Source organism: Pseudarthrobacter sp. B907 (genome assembly GCF_040137805.1).
Lineage (GTDB): Bacteria > Actinomycetota > Actinomycetes > Actinomycetales > Micrococcaceae > Arthrobacter.
In genome coordinates this window covers 217871-233242 of record NZ_JBEEQE010000003.1, presented here as the reverse complement: position 1 = coordinate 233242, position 15372 = coordinate 217871, and the positions used below count along the sequence as shown (strand labels likewise).

Below are 15372 nucleotides of genomic sequence, written 5' to 3'. Positions count from 1 at the left end.
AAAGACCCCGGAAACCTCACGGTTCCCGGGGTCTTTCGCTGTGCTGGGTGTTCGCTGTTTCGGCGCGGCGGCGGCGCTCAGGCCCCGGCGTCGGCCTCAACCGGGCGGATCGAGTGGATCCGGTCCAGGATGGAGTTCTTGAGGTTCTCCGGCGCGGCCTCGGTGCAGGAGCGCTTCACCATGACCCGGATGACGCATTCAAGGTCGTACTGCTCGTGGCACTCCGGGCACTCGTCCAGGTGCTCCTTGATCTCGGCGATGTCCTCGTGTGTCAGGGCACCGTCGAGGTACTCGTAGATGCGCTGCATCCTGGTGTCGTCGCAGTCGCCCAGTCCCTGGCAGTCGCTCATTTCCCGTTCTCCTGATTCTTGCTTTCGGCCGCCGCGGCGGGATCGCCCGCGGCCCTGAATCCCCGCTCGGCCGCGTAGTCGGCCAGCATGTCCCGCAGCATGCGCCGGCCGCGGTGCAGCCGGGACATTACGGTTCCGATCGGGGTGTTCATAATGTCTGAAATTTCCTTGTACGCGAACCCCTCGACGTCGGCGAAGTAGACGGCCAGCCGGAACTCTTCCGGGATCGCCTGCAGGGCCCGCTTGACGTCGGAATCCGGCAGATGGTCCAGTGCCTCCGCCTCGGCCGAACGCAGCCCGGTGGAGGTATGCGACTCGGCCCGTGCCAGCTGCCAGTCCTCGATGGTGTCCGAGTTGGACTGCAGCGGTTCGCGCTGGCGCTTGCGGTAAAGGTTGATATAGGTGTTGGTGAGGATCCGGTACAGCCACGCTTTGAGGTTTGTCCCCGGCTTGTACTGGTGGAAGGCCGAGAACGCCTTGGTGTAGGCCTCCTGGACCAGGTCTTCGGCGTCCGCCGGATTCCGCGCCATCCGCATGGCCGCGGAATACAGCTGGTCCACGTACTGCATGGCATCGCGCTCGAAGCGGACGCGCCGCTCGTCGTCGGTCTCGGCCGCGGTGTCCAGCGGCTGGCCGCTGCCGTCCGCCGCGACGGTTTCCACGGCGGCGGCTTCAGCGGCTGCGGACTCCGCTGCCGCACGGGCGGCAGTTGCCCCATCCGCGGAAGGTTCGGCGGGAGAAGTTTTGGCGGGCTGGGCGTCGTCGTTTCCGGCAACCTCGTGCATGGCCGCAACGGCCGGATCCATGGTGCTCATTGCGTTCAAGTCTACTGTCACCTTCCGGGGCGTGCTGATAGCCCCTGCCAGGGCCAGCGCCCAAGGGTCAGCGTCGGCTGCTTCCAGCAGCCCGGATTCCTTTACCAGGACCAAAATTCCGCCTTCCTCGACTCGCCTCTAGACTCTTTGCACAACCCCGCACAACGGGCAAATATTCCGCAAAAGTGCAAGACTAGAACCGGTTCTCCCGCACAGCGTCCGCGGTTCGTCCATCCAGGAGGAAATTCATGTCCTTTGTCCGCTTTCTTGCCCGGCCCATGCTCGCCTCCAGTTTCGTGCTCGCAGGCATGGACAAGCTACGGAATGCGGATGACACTGCGACGCAGCTCTCCCCCCTGCTGCGCCGCGCGGCCGAGTCGCTGCCGTTCCAGACAAATGAAAAGGTCCTGGCCCGCGTGATCGGCGGCACCCAGGTGGGCGCCGGCGTCCTCTTCGCCCTCGGCAAGTCCGCCCGCCTCGCCGCGACCGTACTGGCCGCCATCTCGGCGCTCAACGCGTACGTGGAATGGCGCAGTGCGGACATCTCCTCCAAGGAGGCCCGCGACGCCCGGCGCAAGCAGCTGCTGAAGAACGTCACACTGACCGGCGGAGTGCTGCTCGCCTCCGTGGACACCGCCGGCAAGCCGAGCCTGGCCTGGCGCGCCGAGCACCTCGCCGCCGACGCGCGGAAGACCACCGCCCATCTCGCCGCGGACGCCCGGAAGACCACCGGCAAAAAGCTGAAGAAGGCCGATAAGGCTGTCCGTAAGGCCGTCGACCACGCCGTCGGAGCCTAGAGCGTCAATGACTGGCACCACCCCCACCGCGGCAGCCTCATCCCTTCCGGCCGGCGGCGGTCCGCACTGGCGTGCGCCCTTTGCGGGGCGCCCCGTTGACGCCACCGTCACCGTGCCGGGCTCCAAGTCCCTGACCAACCGGTACCTGGTCCTGGCCGCCCTCGCAGACGGCCCCTCCCGGCTGCGGGCCCCGTTGCACTCGCGGGACTCCGCCCTGATGGTCGAGGCCCTGCGGCAACTCGGGGCCACCATCACCGAGGTGCCCGGCGACGGCGCCTTCGGCCCGGATCTGGAGATCAGCCCGATCGCCGGCGGCGCCGTGGCAACAGACGCCGCAATTGACTGCGGCCTGGCCGGAACGGTCATGCGCTTTGTGCCGCCGCTGGCAGCCCTGCGGCACGGCGAATCGCGTTTCGACGGCGACCCGCACGCCCGCAAGCGCCCGATGGGCACCATCATCGAGGCCCTGGCCGCTTTGGGCGTGGCAGTCAACGCGCCCGACGGCGGTCCGGCGGCGTCATTGCCCTTCACCGTCCGCGGAACCGGCCAAGTACGCGGCGGCCACCTCATCATCGACGCCAGCGAATCGTCCCAGTTCGTCTCCGCCCTGCTGCTGGCCGGCGCCCGCTTCACCGAGGGCCTCCATCTCGAACACGCCGGTAAGCCCGTACCGAGCCTGGACCACATCAACATGACCGTGGCCGTGCTGCGCGGCGTGGGCGTGGCGGTCGATGACTCGGTGCCGAACCACTGGGTGGTCGCCCCCGGCCCGATCCGCGCCTTTGACCAGCGGATCGAGCAGGACCTCTCCAATGCCGGGCCGTTCCTGGCGGCCGCACTGGCCACCCGCGGAACCGTGCGGATCCCGAACTGGCCCGCGGAAACCACCCAGGTCGGTGACCTCTGGCGCGGCATCCTGACCGCCATGGGCGCGACCGTGACGCTGGACGGCGGCACCCTGAACGTCAGCGGCGGCCCGGAGATCAAGGGCGGCGACTTCGACGAGACGAGCGAGCTCGCGCCCACCGTGGCGGCGCTCTGCGCCCTGGCCACCGGCCCGTCCCGGCTGAGCGGCATCGCCCACCTCCGCGGCCACGAAACGGACCGGCTCGCTGCCCTCGTCGCCGAAATCACCCGGCTCGGCGGCGACGCCGAAGAGACCGCCGACGGCCTCATCATCCGCCCCGCCGCCCTGCATGGCGGCGTGGTGCACAGCTACGCGGACCACCGGATGGCCACCGCGGGCGCCATCCTGGGCCTGGCCGTGCCCGGCGTCGAGGTCGAGGACATCGGCACCACGGCCAAGACCATGCCCGACTTCCCGCAGCTCTGGGAAGACATGCTGGCGCAGGGAACCACAGAGAAGGACGCCGCCGGTGGCACGCAGCACTGACTCCTGGGACGAGTCTGACGTCCGGATCCGCCCCAACAAAAAGGGCACCCGGCCCCGCACCAAGGACCGGCCCAGCCACGACGACGCCGTCACCGGGCGGATCATCACCGTTGACCGCGGGCGGTACACCGCCGTCGTCGGCGAAGGCACCGCGGACGAACGCAAGATCATCGCGGCGCGGGCCCGGGAACTGCGCCGCAACCCCGTGGTAGCCGGCGACTTCGTCTCCCTGGTCGGCAACGTCAGCGGCGAACCCGACACCCTGGCCCGGCTGGTCAGGATCCAGGACCGCCGTACGCTGCTGCGCCGCAGCGCGGACGACACCGACCCGATCGAACGCGCCGTCGTCGCCAACGCCGACCAGCTCGTCGTCGTGGTGGCCGCCGCCAACCCGGAACCGCGCACCGGGTTCATCGACCGCGCGCTCGTGGCCGCGTACGACGCCGGCATCGAGCCGCTCCTGCTCGTCACCAAGGCCGACGTCAAGGATCCCGCCGAGCTCCTCGCCAACTACCAGCACCTCGACTTCCCGGTGATCATCTCCAAGACCGCGGATTCGGCAGCCTCCGGCATCGACGCCCGGTCCGATGACGGGCTCTCCGCCCGGCTGGACAAGGCCGCCGTCTCCGAGCTGCGGGCCCACCTCGACGGCAGAGTCACCGTGATGCTCGGCCATTCCGGCGTCGGAAAATCCACCATGGTCAACGCCCTGACCGGGGCGGAGCGCGCCACCGGCGGGGTGAACGCCGTCACCGGGCGCGGCCGCCACACCTCGTCCTCCGCGCTGGCGCTGAAGGTCAACGACGCGCCCGCCGGCAGCTGGATCATCGACACCCCCGGGATCCGGTCCTTCGGCCTGGCCCACGTGGACCCGGACCGGATCCTGCGGTCCTTCCCGGACCTGGCCCCCGGTACCGAGGACTGCGACCGCGGCTGCAAACACGACGCCGCCGCCGTGAACTGCGGGGTGGACGCCTGGGTGCAGGGCGGCCACGCAGGCCCGTCCGGCCCGGCCCGGCTCGCGTCGCTGCGCCGGCTGCTCGGCACGGACCCCCGTCTTGAGGCGCAGGAAACCAAGGAACTCGGCAGCGTCTCCTAGCGGTCGCCTCCCGGTCAGCGGCGGGTTTAGACGGTAGCTTGGAACCATGAGCCAACCCGCTTCGAGCTACAACGATGACCTGCGCCTTGCCCATGTACTGGCAGATTCCGTAGATTCCCAGACCATGAGCCGCTTCAAGGCGCTCGACCTTCGGATCGAGACGAAGCCGGACCTGACCCCCGTCACCGACGCCGACAAGGCCGCCGAGGAATCCATCCGCGGGCAGCTGTCCCGCTCCCGCCCGCGCGACGCTGTCCTCGGCGAGGAATTCGGCAGCTCCGGCCACGGCTCGCGCCGCTGGATCATCGACCCGATCGATGGCACCAAGAACTTCGTCCGCGGCGTCCCCGTCTGGGCCACCCTGATCGCCCTCGTCGACGAGGGCGAACCCGTGGTCGGCGTCGTCAGTGCCCCCGCCCTGGGCAAGCGCTGGTGGGCGGCCAAGGGCGCCGGGGCCTACATGGGCCGGTCGCTGGCCGCGGCCACCCGGCTGAAGGTCTCCAACGTTTCCCAGCTCTCGGACGCTTCGCTGTCGTACTCTTCCCTGGGCGGCTGGAAGCAGCGCGGCAACCTGGACGAGTTCCTCGGGCTCACCGAGGAAGTCTGGCGCACCCGCGCCTACGGCGACTTCTGGTCCTACTGCCTCGTGGCCGAGGGCGCCGTCGACATCGCCTGCGAGCCGGAACTCAACCTCTACGACATGGCCGCACTGGTCCCGATTGTCACCGAAGCCGGCGGCCGCTTCACCTCCCTCGAGGGTGAGGACGGCCCCTTCGGCGGCAACGCCCTGGCCACCAACTCGATCCTGCACTCGGAAGTCCTCAAGCGCCTCAACCCGGACCTCGACGACCTGCTCTAGGCGGTCCCGCTCCAGGCCGGCCGTAACACTGGGCTTCATATTCCGGCCTTCCTTTTCCGTGCGGAGTGCCATGTCCTAGGCTCGAAGCAGGTCACGAGTGCCAGCGCGAAACCCCGGTTTGCTGGCCGGCAACCCTCCATTCGCGGCGGGGTGCCCCGGGTGACGACCTGGCCGGTCCGGAGCGGACCCGGCAAGCGCGGATCCCCTGTGAGCGGGGTCCTTTCCGAGCGAGGTCCCATGACGACTGCCACCATCCCCAGCCACCCCTCCGCCGGCGCACCGGCGCACCCCGATGCCCGGTTCGACGCCGCCAGCCGCCCGCTGTCCGCGGTCTCCGGCGCCGAAATCCAGGCCCCGCTGATCCAGGGCGGCCATGTCCGCTACGCCAACCTGGACTACGGCGCCTCCGCCCCGGCACTGTCCGTGGTTTCCGCCTACCTGAACGAGATCCTGCCGTACTACGCCAGCGTCCACCGCGGCGCCGGCTACGCCTCCCAGCTCAGCACCTCGGTGTACGAGAACGCCCGGAACATCGTCCGCGGCTTCGTCGGCGGCCGCCCGGACGACTCGGTGATCTTCACCCGGAACACGACCGACTCGCTGAACCTGCTGGCCGGCTGCCTGCCCGTCGCCGGGGGCCGGCACACCGGCGAGGTGCTGTACCTCGACATCGAGCACCACGCCAACCTGCTGCCCTGGCAGAACGTCCCGCACCGCAGCGTCGTCGCCGCAGGCACCCTGGCCGGCACGCTGGCGCGGCTGCGGGAGGAACTTGCCCACGGCGGCGTGAGCCTGCTCGCCGTCACCGGCGCCTCCAACGTCACCGGAGAAATCCTGCCGATCCGTGAACTCGCCGCGCTGGCGCACGAATACGGGGCCCGGATCGCCGTCGACGCCGCCCAACTGGCCCCGCACCGCCGCATCGACATCACCGCGGACGACGTCGACTACCTCGCCTTCTCCGGGCACAAGCTCTACGCCCCGTTCGGTGCCGGCGTGCTGGTCGGCCGCCCGGACTGGCTCGACGCCGGCACACCCCACCTCGCCGGGGGCGGCGCCGTGCGGGACGCCCGGCTCGACGCCGTCAGCTGGACCACCGGACCGGCCCGCCACGAGGGCGGCTCCCCCAACGTCCTGGGCGCCGCCGCGCTGGCCCGCGCCACCGAAGTCATTGCCGCCCTCGACGAGCAGCAGTGGCATGCCCACGAGGACGCCATCCGGTCCTTCCTCGTCGAGGGACTTGAGCGGATCGACGGCGTGAGCGTCCACCACATCTTCGAGGACACCGGCCACGCGGGGAACCCGGGCACGATCGGCGTCGTGAACTTCTCGGTTGAGGGCTACGACGCCGGCCTGGTCGCCGCGTACCTGTCCGCCGAGCACGGCATCGGCCTGCGCGACGGCCGGTTCTGCGCGCACCCGCTGCTCAAGCGCCTCGGCCTGCCCGCCGGCTCCCTCCGCGCCAGCTTCGGCCTCGGCTCCCGGCTCGACGACGCGCAGCGGCTGCTGGCCGGACTCGAGGCGCTGCGGCGCAACGGCCTGGGCTGGGACTACGTTGTGGACGCCGGCCGCTGGGTCCCGGCCAACGACACCCGCAGCTATCCGCACTGGGCGCCCAACACGCCGGGCACCGCCGGCGCCGCCCCCTGCACCCTGGACTAGCGTCCGGGTCGTCATCGAGGGCCAGCCGGGCGGCCCGCCGCGGCCCCGTGCGGTAAATTCTGTAGGTACGCACCAAAAGCTGCCGAAGGAGATCGCACGTGGCACGCGGCGGCCCCAACCTGCACGGGGGACCCAAACTGCAGCATGACCGCCGGCGGGAGCTCGGGGAGAGCTTCCAGGACGGCGGCGAGCACTATGACCGGGTCCGGCCCGGTTACCCGGCGGACTCCGCCGACTGGCTGATCCCCGCCGGAGCCCGCGACGCGGCGGACCTTGGCGCCGGCACCGGAAAGTTCACCGCGCTGCTGGTCGAACGGGGGCTGCGGACCGTGGCCGTGGATCCGTCCCCGGACATGCTCGAACAGCTGCGCCGGGCCCTGCCGGGCGTGGCCGCCGTCGAGGGGACCGCCGAACACACGTCCCTGGCACCGGAGGCCTTCGACCTGGTCACGGTGGCGCAGGCCTGGCACTGGTGCGATCCGCTGCTGGCCAGCACCGAGGTGGCACGGATCCTGCGCCCGCACGGGGTGCTGGGGCTGATCTGGAACCAGCTGGACACCTCGGTGCCCTGGGTGCATCGGCTCTCCCGGATCATGCACGCCGGAGACGTCCACAAGCCCCACTTCACACCGCCGCTGGGGCCTGAATTCACCGGCCTGGAGAGCCACCTCACCCGCTGGGAAGATCCTGTGGGCACGCAGGACATCATGGAACTGGCCAAGTCCCGCAGCTACTACCTGCGGGCCGGCGATGCTACGCGGGCCAAGGTGCTCGGCAACCTCGACTGGTACCTCCACGAACACCTCGGGCACACCGACAGCGAGGTCCTGCCGCTCCCGTATCTGACCCAAAGCTGGCGCGCCACCAAGGCCTGACGCCGCATTGCACCGCACGCCCGCCCCGCCTATGATTTCGGTGTGCCTAACTTTTAAGTGCAGGCACCAAGAACTTCAAGGGAGAACGCAGTGCTGGACGTCACCGGACCCAAACCCCAGGCCGGGGGTCCGCCGCCCGCCGGCAAGGGCCGGGGCGGGCGCCGCGCCCTGCTCGGGCTGCTGGGACCGGCCTTCGTGGCGGCCATCGCCTATGTCGATCCCGGGAACGTGGCCGCCAACCTCACTGCCGGCGCGCAGTACGGCTACCTCCTGGTCTGGGTCCTCGTCGTCGCCAACGTTATGGCGGTGCTGGTGCAGTACCAATCCGCCAAGCTTGGCATCGTCACGGGCAAGAGCCTGCCGGAAGTCCTGGGCGAACGGCTCCGGCCGCTCTGGCGCCGCGCTTTCTGGGTCCAGGCCGAAATCGTGGCGGCCGCCACCGACCTCGCCGAAGTGGTGGGCGGGGCCATCGCCCTGTACCTGCTCTTTGGCCTCCCGCTCCCCCTCGGCGCGGTGATTGTCGGCGTCATTTCGATGGCCCTGCTCGCCGTGCAGAGCCGCAACCAGCAGCGGCCCTTTGAATTCGTGATCATCTTTCTCCTCGGCATCATCACCGTGGGATTCCTGGCCGGCCTCGTCATTAGCCCGCCTGACGCCGGCGGTGTGGTGGCCGGGCTGGTGCCCCGCTTCCAGGGTCCCGACACCGTGCTGTTGGCCGCCAGCATGCTCGGCGCCACCGTGATGCCGCACGCCATCTATGTGCACTCGGCGCTCTCCCGCGACCGGCACCGCCCCAACCCGCACCTCCACGTCCCGCCCCACGCCGTCGCGCGGCTGGTCAAGGCCACCCGGTGGGACGTCGTCGCGGCGCTGGCCGTCGCCGGCATCGTCAATATCGGCATGCTGCTGCTGGCCGCCTCGACCCTCGGCGGCGAGGAGGGAACGGACACCATCGAGGGCGCGCACGCCGCCATCACCGCCAACCTCGGACCCGTGGTCGGGGTGGTCTTCGCCATCGGACTGCTCGCCTCCGGCCTGGCCTCCACCTCCGTTGGCTGCTACGCCGGCGGGTCCATCATGCAGGGACTACTCAAGATCCGGATCCCGTTGATGACACGCCGGGTGCTGACCCTGATCCCGGCTGTTGTGCTGCTGAGTGTGGGCTTTGACCCCACCTGGGGCCTGGTGCTGAGCCAGGTGGTGCTCAGCTTCGGGATCCCGTTCGTCCTGGTCCCGCTCGTTGTGCTGACCAGCAGCAAGACCCTGATGGGACAGTTCGCGGACGGGATGGCGCTGCGCGTGGCCGCCATCGTCAGTGTGGTCCTGGTGGTGGTGCTGAACCTGGTGCTGCTGTGGCTCACCTTCAGCGGCGCCGCCGGACGGTAGGCTTGGGGCTGTGAAGACCAGTCCGCCCTCCTCCTCGATCGAGGATTACGTCAAGGTCATCTACTCCTTTACGGAGTGGCAGGACAAACCCATCACCTCCACGCAGCTGGCCCAGCGCCTCGGCGTCGCCAATTCCTCGGTTTCCGAGATGGTCCGCAAACTCAAGGACCAGGGCCTGGTGGACCACAAGCCCTACAGTGCCGTCACCCTGACCGGGGACGGCGTCCGCCTGGCCCTCTCGATGGTCCGCAGGCACCGGCTGATCGAGACTTTCCTCGTCCAGGAGCTCGGCTACCGCTGGGACGAGGTGCACGATGAGGCTGAACTCCTGGAACATGCCGTCTCGGACACCTTCATCGAGCGGATGGCGGCCAAACTGGGGAACCCGGTCCGGGATCCGCACGGGGATCCGATTCCGGCCTCGGACGGCTCGGTCCTGATGCCGCCGGCGCACCGGATGAGCGAGCTCGACGACGGCCACACCGGTCGCATTACCCGGATCAGCGACGAGAACCCCGAGCTGCTGCGCTACCTCGCCGCCGAACAAATCGATCTTGACGCCGAGGTGGAGGTTCGCGGCCGGAAGCCCTTCGGCGGCCCCCTCGTGGTCAGGATCGGCGGGCGTGGCGAGGCCCGCGAAATCGACCTCGCCGACGAGGTGGCTGCGGCGCTCTGGGTGCACAGCGACGCGGCCCACGCCGGTTGCAGCATGGCGGGACGCTGAATGGGCGCTGCGTGAGGGCGCTTCCCGGGGAACGGCCGGTCGCCGCCGCCGCGCTCCCCGGCTGGCGGGCGTGGGCGGCAGTTGCGGTCGGCGGCCTGATCGGCACCGAGCTGCGCTACGGCGCTGGCCTGGCCTTCCCCGAGACGGCCGGCGCCGTGCCCTGGACCACCCTGGCGATCAACGTCGCCGGGAGCTTCGTCCTCGCCGCCCTGACCACCCTCTGGATCGCACGGCCCCGGACGGCGTTCTGGCTCAGGGCTGGCCTCGGCCCGGGCCTGCTCGGTTCCTTCACGACTTTCTCGGCGCTTGCCCTCGCCGTGGACCAGCTGATCCGCGGCGGCTTCCACGCCGTGTGGCTGGCCTACCTCGCGCTGTCGTTGGTCCTCGGACTGGGTGCGGCCGCGGCCGGCTGGAAATCCGGCAAGGCGCTGGCGGACCTGAGCGGCGGGGCACAGTGACCGCCGCACTGCTCGTCGGGGCCTTCGGGGTGGCCGGGACCCTGCTGAGGTTCGCCGTCGACTCCTGGTTTGCCCACCGGCCCGGCCCGCATCCACACTGGCCCTGGGCGACCCTGACGGTAAACGTCGCCGGATCATTCATCATCGGGCTCTCCCTCGGCGTGACGCCGCGGCTGGGCCTCGGCCCCGAGTGGCAGGCAGCCCTCGCCAGCGGCCTGGCCGGCGGCCTGACCACGTTCAGCTCCTGGACCACCGCCACGATCCGGCTGGTCAGCGAGGCCCGGTACCGGGCGGCAGTGCTCAACGTGGGCACCAACCTGGCCGCCGGGCTCGCCGCTGCCGCCCTCGGCGTCGTCCTCGCCGCTTAGGCCGGGTCGGCGCCGGCGCTGTCCACGGTTTCCCGTGGCGGGTTCCGGATCCCGACGGCGGACGCCGCGGCGCCGGCGATGAAGAGACCGGCGGTGACCATCGCCGTGCCGTGCAGGCCCGACGTCGTGATCACCGGCCCCGTGATCAAGCCGGCGAACGCGATGGTGACCAGGCCCGCGATGCGGGCGACGGCGTTGTTCACGGCCGAGCCGATCCCGGCCTCCTCCGGATCCACCGCGCCCAGGATCGCCGCGGTCAGCGGCGCCACGGTCACTGCCAGGCCGATCCCGAACACCACCATCCCCGGGAAGACCTGGCCAAAATAGTCCAGCGGCAGGCCGACGCCCAGCAGCATCACAAAGCCCGCAGCACACAACAGCGGCCCCGCCGTCATGAACCAGCGCGGGCCGAAACGGCCGGACAGCGCCCCGACCCGGGCGGAGAGCAGGAGCAGGATCAGGGTGGAGGGCAGCAGGGCGAACCCGGCGGCGGTGGCACCAAGCCCGGCGACCTGCTGCAGGAAGAGCCCCAGGACGAAGAAGCCCAGGTTCAGCGCACCGTAGATCACCGTGGTGGCGATGTTGCCCCAGCCGAAGTTGCGGATGGCGAAGAGCCGCAGCGGCATCATCGGCGCCGGGGTGCTCCGTTCGTGCAGCAGGAACCCGGCGAGGCCGGCGAGGCCGACGACCAGCGGCAGCCAGACCTGCGGGGCGCCCCAGCCGAGGCTGCCGCGTTCGATGAAGGCGTACACGATGCCGCCGAGGCCGATCACCGCCAGCACGGTCCCCCTGACGTCGATGGTGCTGCCGGGCGGACGGCCCAGGTCCAGTTCGCGCAGGCGGCGGAGCGCCGGCCAGACCGCCACCGCGGGAACGATGTTGAGGAAGAAGATCAGCCGCCAGGTGAACACGTCCACGGAGATGCCCCCGAGCAGCGGGGCGGCGACGATGGCGCCGGACGTCCAGGCGGACCACTTGCCGATCGCCGCGGACTGCGCCGGGCCGCTGAACACGGTCACGATCAGGGCCAGCGAACTGGGCACCAGCAGGGCTCCGGCGACACCCTGCAGGCCGCGGGCCACAATGAGCGACTCCCCGCTCCAGGCCAGGCCGCACAGCACCGAGGTGGCGGTGAAACCCGCGAGGCCCCACTGCAGGACCCGTACCCGGCCGAACTGGTCCGAGAGGGACCCGGCCACCAGGATCAGCGCGCCCAGGGTCAGCAGGTAGGCATCGACAACCCACTGCTGGACCACCAGACCGCCGCCAAGCTCGCGCCCGATGGCCGGCAGGGCAAGGTTGACCACCGAGCCGTCCAGAAAGGCGATAAAGGACGCGACGATTGCCACGTACAGCACGCGCTTCTCGACGCCGGACGTGGCTGCGGCGGGGGTGCCGGACATGGCTGCTGCCTTCCTCACTGTCCGCCTTAGAGCGGACACCGGGTTTGCCATGAGCCTAGCACCGGCTGCCCGGAGACGGCCGGAGCCCCCGGATCCGGTAAAATTGCATGATGGTTACGAGACGTGAAGCTGCCCAGGCCCTTGATATTCCGCTGGAAATGGCCAACCGTCACGGCATCCCGTCCCGGCTGTCCGAGGCCGAACTCGGCGAACTGCTGGACAGCCCGCCGGCGTGGCTGCTCCAGTCCCGTGCCAACCGGACCGGCAAGCGGCCCGTCTGGGTCCAGCTGACCTGCGCCGTCTGCGGGTTCGCCGAAACGGCCCGGCCAAAGAAGTGGTGGCCGGACTTCAGCTACGTCTGCTGCGCAGATCACGCGCCCTACGAACTGCCCCCGCTCGAGGCCGGCCTGGTCCGCAGCGAGTACGAAGGCGTCGGGAGCCGGTTCATCGGCATCGTGGACGTCGCCGTACCCGAGGCGTAGCCTTAAAAGCACGGGCTCATCCCGGGCCCCCACCTTTTAGGGAGCGCGCAAAATGCCTGACAAGTCGCCGCACCGGCACCTCACCAAAAAGCCGGTCAAAACCATCAAGGAAAAACGGGCCGAGAAGAAGGCCAAGCACATCGTGGACGAGCACACCGACCCGGTGGCGCACATCAAGAAGCGCTGACCGCGGCCGTCCCGCGACTACGGACGATGCCGTCCAGCACAACAAAAAGGCCGGAAGCTGATGCTTCCGGCCTTTTGCTACGGGGTGGAGCTCCGTTGCCGGAGCTCCTGCTGTGGAGATGGGGGGAATTGAACCCCCGTCCGATGTCGTGTTGTCAGGGCTTCTCCGGGCGCAGTTTGCGTCGGATTTTCTCGGCCCCAGCCATGCTGCAAACAGCTGGCTGATCCGGGCCCAGTCATCAAAGAGTCCCGTTCACCCCGATGACGGAGGTAAACAGCAGTGGCTATCTAAATGACGCCAGGATCCGGGGCAATAGCAACCTCGGGCTGACGGACTGTCTTACTGCTTAGGCAGCGAGAGCGAAGTCAGTGCGTTTTGATTCGGCACTTATTGGTTTGCAGACAGCGTTTACGAGATAATTCTGCATCCTCGGCCCGCTTCACCTGTCGCGACTAACATCGTCGAAACCGATCATCCCCGTATTTTGTTATCAAACTATCTTCTTCAATCCGGTTGCGATCCCTGCGGATCCTTCCCGGACTACCCATCATAACGCAACGTCCGCCGGTTTCATTCCCGGCCGCTCCGCTGGCCGGACCAGGGCGTCAGGCCCGGTTCCGCTCCCGCATCACGCGCAGGGCCTCGCGCTTGTCCTGCTGCTCGCGCAGCGTCTGGCGCTTGTCGTATTCCTTCTTACCGCGCGCGACGCCGATCTCCACCTTCGCCCGGCCGTCCACAAAGTACAGCTGCAGCGGCACGATTGTGAAGCCCGATTCGCGGATTTTGTGCGAGATTTTGGTCAGCTCGTCGCGGTGCAGGAGCAGCTTCCGACGCCGGCGGGCGGCATGGTTGGTCCAGCTCCCCTGGTGGTATTCGGGGATGTGGATGCCCTCCATCCACAGCTCGTCGTTGTAGAAGGTGCAGAACCCGTCCACCATGGAGGCGTGGCCCTCGCGCAGGGACTTCACTTCGGTGCCCATGAGCGCGATGCCGGCCTCATAGGTGTCCATAATGTGGTAGTCGTGCCGGGCCTTGCGGTTGGTGGCCACTACCTTCCGGCCACTTTCTTTAGGCACGGTCAAACTCCTCAGTCGATGGAACGGGTCACTTCCAGTTTAGAGCAGGCCCATCGGGTCAACGGCCCGGCCGTTGACCCAGGTCTCGAAGTGCGAGTGGCAGCCGGTGGAGTTGCCGGTGGTTCCGGAGTAGGCGATCAGCTGCCCCTGGCTGACCTGCTGGCCCGAGGAGACCACCACGGAGGTGTTGTGGTAGAAGATCGTGGTCAGCGAGTTGCCCTGCACAACGCCGTGGGAGATCTTCACGTGGTTGCCGCCGCCGTCGTTCCCCCAGCCCGCCGAGTAGACGGTGCCCGCCGCCGGCGCGAAGACCGGGGTTCCGCAGGCGGCACCGAAGTCGATCCCGGTGTGCATGTAGCCGCCCTGGCCGTAGAAGTCGATGGTGCCCGGCGGCGTCGCGCGCCAGCCGAAGCCCGAGGTGATCGGGACGCCGTTGAACGGGCTGCGGAGGCCGAAAGCGGACAGCGGGCCGGGGGGCGCGGGAACGTACGGCTGGGTGGCCTGCCCCTGCGCACGGGCGGCCGCGGCGGCCGCCTCCGCGATGCGCCGCTGCTCGGCTTCCCACGCCTCGCGCAGCTTCCGGTCGCGTTCGACGATTTCGGCTGCGACGGCGTCCTGCTGGGCCTTGACTTGGGCGAGCTGGCTCTGGATGCCTGGCTTGGCCGCCTGCAGTTCGCCGTTGAGGCGCGTGGTGTCCGCGATCAGCTTGTCCACCTCGGCCTTTTTGGCTTCGGCCTCGTCGCGGGCCGCCTTCTCGCGGGCCAGCGCGGCGTCGGCCTTGGCCTTGAGGTCCTTGATCTCGGCTTCGACGGCCTGCAGCCGGGCCTGCGAGTTCACGTTGGTGGCGTTCTGCTGGGTGAGCTTGTCCATCGCGGAGTTCTGGCTGCGCAGCGCCTGGTCCGCCAGGTCGATGGTGTCGGTCAGGCTTCCGCTTTTGTTCGAGCCGAAGAAGAGAGAGAGGTTGGACGGCACACCCCCGGACTTGTAGGCCTGCGTGGCGATCTGCCCGATCAGTTTCCTGGTGTCGGCGATCTTCTGCTTGTCGTTCTCGAGCTGCTGGGTGATCTTGGCTTTGTTCTGCTGGGCGAGGTCCACGCGCGCGGCGAGGGCCTCCACCTCCTTGACGGCACCGGCCACCCGGCCCTGGGCCTCGAGCAGCGACTGCTGGGCGCCCGGTAGCTGGCCCTGGTAGACCACCAGGTCGCCGGCGGCCTTGGCGATCCGTGCATCCACGAATTCGAGCGACTGCTGGACGCGCGCGGCCTCGGCGTTGAGGGCAGCCTGCTGGTCCTCAAGGGTGTCGGCGAAGGCCACCGGGGTCGAGGCGCCGAGGTTGGCGGCCAGGACCAGCACTACCGCCGCACTGATCAGGCGGCTGCGGCGGACAGCGAGGCGGGCCGGGGCGGTGCGTCGGGCCATCGGTGTCATGAGCATTCCT

17 protein-coding genes, 1 other RNA gene and 1 riboswitch are annotated in these 15372 nt (G+C 69.3%); of the genes, 12 read left to right on the top strand and 6 right to left on the bottom strand.

The genetic code is table 11. The features are described from left to right. Positions 1-77: 77 nt before the first annotated feature. Together rsrA and ABLI39_RS04085 are read right to left on the bottom strand one after the other, a co-directional pair. Complete coding sequence (gene rsrA / locus ABLI39_RS04090; protein ID WP_146337138.1) at positions 78-350, bottom strand: mycothiol system anti-sigma-R factor; 273 nt, start codon at positions 348-350, stop codon at positions 78-80. Further along, a complete protein-coding gene (locus ABLI39_RS04085; protein WP_349412142.1) occupies positions 347-1165 on the bottom strand; it encodes a sigma-70 family RNA polymerase sigma factor in 819 nt (272 codons plus the stop codon). The genes rsrA and ABLI39_RS04085 overlap by 4 nt, the downstream gene beginning before the upstream one ends. A 248-nt stretch (positions 1166-1413) precedes the next feature. Between ABLI39_RS04085 and ABLI39_RS04080 the strand changes: the two genes are divergently transcribed. From ABLI39_RS04080 to ABLI39_RS04035, 10 genes are all read left to right on the top strand, one after another. Next, positions 1414-1962 carry a DoxX family protein gene (locus tag ABLI39_RS04080; RefSeq protein WP_349412141.1) on the top strand — a complete coding sequence of 183 codons (549 nt, stop codon included), beginning with the start codon at positions 1414-1416 and terminating at the stop codon, positions 1960-1962. A gap of 7 nt (positions 1963-1969) precedes the next feature. After that, entirely contained in the window at positions 1970-3355 is a 1386-nt protein-coding gene (gene aroA, locus ABLI39_RS04075; protein WP_349412140.1) for a 3-phosphoshikimate 1-carboxyvinyltransferase, read from the top strand. Next, on the top strand, positions 3339-4454 hold the full coding sequence (gene rsgA, locus ABLI39_RS04070; protein ID WP_349412139.1) for a ribosome small subunit-dependent GTPase A: 1116 nt from the start codon (positions 3339-3341) through the stop codon (positions 4452-4454). The genes aroA and rsgA overlap by 17 nt, the downstream gene beginning before the upstream one ends. Positions 4455-4500: 46 nt before the next feature. Next, positions 4501-5313 carry a histidinol-phosphatase gene (gene hisN, locus ABLI39_RS04065; RefSeq protein ID WP_349412138.1) on the top strand — a complete coding sequence of 271 codons (813 nt, stop codon included), beginning with the start codon at positions 4501-4503 and terminating at the stop codon, positions 5311-5313. 89 nt (positions 5314-5402) lie between these two features. Then, a riboswitch (SAM riboswitch) is annotated at positions 5403-5516 on the top strand. A 34-nt stretch (positions 5517-5550) separates the two neighbouring features. Then, positions 5551-6975 (top strand): aminotransferase class V-fold PLP-dependent enzyme, encoded by a 1425-nt coding sequence (locus tag ABLI39_RS04060; protein WP_349412137.1) that lies wholly within the window; start codon positions 5551-5553, stop codon positions 6973-6975. 98 nt (positions 6976-7073) lie between these two features. Continuing rightward, positions 7074-7850, top strand: a complete 777-nt coding sequence (locus tag ABLI39_RS04055; RefSeq protein WP_349412136.1) for a class I SAM-dependent methyltransferase — start codon at positions 7074-7076, stop codon at positions 7848-7850. A gap of 168 nt (positions 7851-8018) precedes the next feature. Next, positions 8019-9236: an Nramp family divalent metal transporter gene (locus ABLI39_RS04050; RefSeq protein ID WP_349412212.1), complete on the top strand. Its 1218-nt coding sequence runs from the start codon at positions 8019-8021 to the stop codon at positions 9234-9236. A 10-nt stretch (positions 9237-9246) separates the two neighbouring features. Further along, positions 9247-9960 carry a metal-dependent transcriptional regulator gene (locus ABLI39_RS04045; RefSeq protein WP_349412135.1) on the top strand — a complete coding sequence of 238 codons (714 nt, stop codon included), beginning with the start codon at positions 9247-9249 and terminating at the stop codon, positions 9958-9960. An 11-nt stretch (positions 9961-9971) separates the two neighbouring features. Beyond that, positions 9972-10418 carry a fluoride efflux transporter FluC gene (locus ABLI39_RS04040; RefSeq protein WP_349412134.1) on the top strand — a complete coding sequence of 149 codons (447 nt, stop codon included), beginning with the start codon at positions 9972-9974 and terminating at the stop codon, positions 10416-10418. Further along, positions 10415-10786, top strand: a complete 372-nt coding sequence (locus ABLI39_RS04035; RefSeq protein WP_349412132.1) for a fluoride efflux transporter FluC — start codon at positions 10415-10417, stop codon at positions 10784-10786. The genes ABLI39_RS04040 and ABLI39_RS04035 overlap by 4 nt, the downstream gene beginning before the upstream one ends. Here the strand turns inward: ABLI39_RS04035 and ABLI39_RS04030 are convergent. Further along, a complete protein-coding gene (locus tag ABLI39_RS04030; RefSeq protein ID WP_349412210.1) occupies positions 10783-12189 on the bottom strand; it encodes an MFS transporter in 1407 nt (468 codons plus the stop codon). The genes ABLI39_RS04035 and ABLI39_RS04030 overlap by 4 nt on opposite strands. A 110-nt stretch (positions 12190-12299) precedes the next feature. Between ABLI39_RS04030 and ABLI39_RS04025 the strand changes: the two genes are divergently transcribed. Together ABLI39_RS04025 and ABLI39_RS04020 are read left to right on the top strand one after the other, a co-directional pair. Continuing rightward, entirely contained in the window at positions 12300-12671 is a 372-nt protein-coding gene (locus ABLI39_RS04025) for a hypothetical protein (RefSeq protein WP_349412130.1), read from the top strand. A gap of 52 nt (positions 12672-12723) precedes the next feature. Next, on the top strand, positions 12724-12858 hold the full coding sequence (locus tag ABLI39_RS04020) for a hypothetical protein (protein ID WP_261375082.1): 135 nt from the start codon (positions 12724-12726) through the stop codon (positions 12856-12858). Between the two features lie 110 nt (positions 12859-12968). Here the strand turns inward: ABLI39_RS04020 and ssrA are convergent. The 3 genes from ssrA to ABLI39_RS04005 form a co-directional block, all read right to left on the bottom strand. After that, positions 12969-13337, bottom strand: a transfer-messenger RNA (tmRNA) gene (ssrA, locus tag ABLI39_RS04015). A 126-nt stretch (positions 13338-13463) separates the two neighbouring features. After that, positions 13464-13934 carry an SsrA-binding protein SmpB gene (gene smpB / locus ABLI39_RS04010; protein WP_138768848.1) on the bottom strand — a complete coding sequence of 157 codons (471 nt, stop codon included), beginning with the start codon at positions 13932-13934 and terminating at the stop codon, positions 13464-13466. A gap of 39 nt (positions 13935-13973) precedes the next feature. Then, the gene (locus ABLI39_RS04005; protein ID WP_349412129.1) at positions 13974-15362 is read right to left on the bottom strand and encodes a peptidoglycan DD-metalloendopeptidase family protein; all 1389 of its coding nucleotides are present in this window, start codon (positions 15360-15362) and stop codon (positions 13974-13976) included. Positions 15363-15372 lie beyond the last annotated feature (10 nt).

Coding starts and splice junctions, on each gene's coding strand:
- rsrA (WP_146337138.1), bottom strand. CDS start 350: ATGAGCGACTGCCAGGGACTGGGCGACTGCGACGACACCAGGATGCAG.
- ABLI39_RS04085 (WP_349412142.1), bottom strand. CDS start 1,165: ATGAGCACCATGGATCCGGCCGTTGCGGCCATGCACGAGGTTGCCGGA.
- ABLI39_RS04080 (WP_349412141.1), top strand. CDS start 1,414: ATGTCCTTTGTCCGCTTTCTTGCCCGGCCCATGCTCGCCTCCAGTTTC.
- aroA (WP_349412140.1), top strand. CDS start 1,970: ATGACTGGCACCACCCCCACCGCGGCAGCCTCATCCCTTCCGGCCGGC.
- hisN (WP_349412138.1), top strand. CDS start 4,501: ATGAGCCAACCCGCTTCGAGCTACAACGATGACCTGCGCCTTGCCCAT.
- ABLI39_RS04060 (WP_349412137.1), top strand. CDS start 5,551: ATGACGACTGCCACCATCCCCAGCCACCCCTCCGCCGGCGCACCGGCG.
- ABLI39_RS04030 (WP_349412210.1), bottom strand. CDS start 12,189: ATGTCCGGCACCCCCGCCGCAGCCACGTCCGGCGTCGAGAAGCGCGTG.
- ABLI39_RS04025 (WP_349412130.1), top strand. CDS start 12,300: ATGGTTACGAGACGTGAAGCTGCCCAGGCCCTTGATATTCCGCTGGAA.
- ABLI39_RS04020 (WP_261375082.1), top strand. CDS start 12,724: ATGCCTGACAAGTCGCCGCACCGGCACCTCACCAAAAAGCCGGTCAAA.
- ABLI39_RS04005 (WP_349412129.1), bottom strand. CDS start 15,362: ATGACACCGATGGCCCGACGCACCGCCCCGGCCCGCCTCGCTGTCCGC.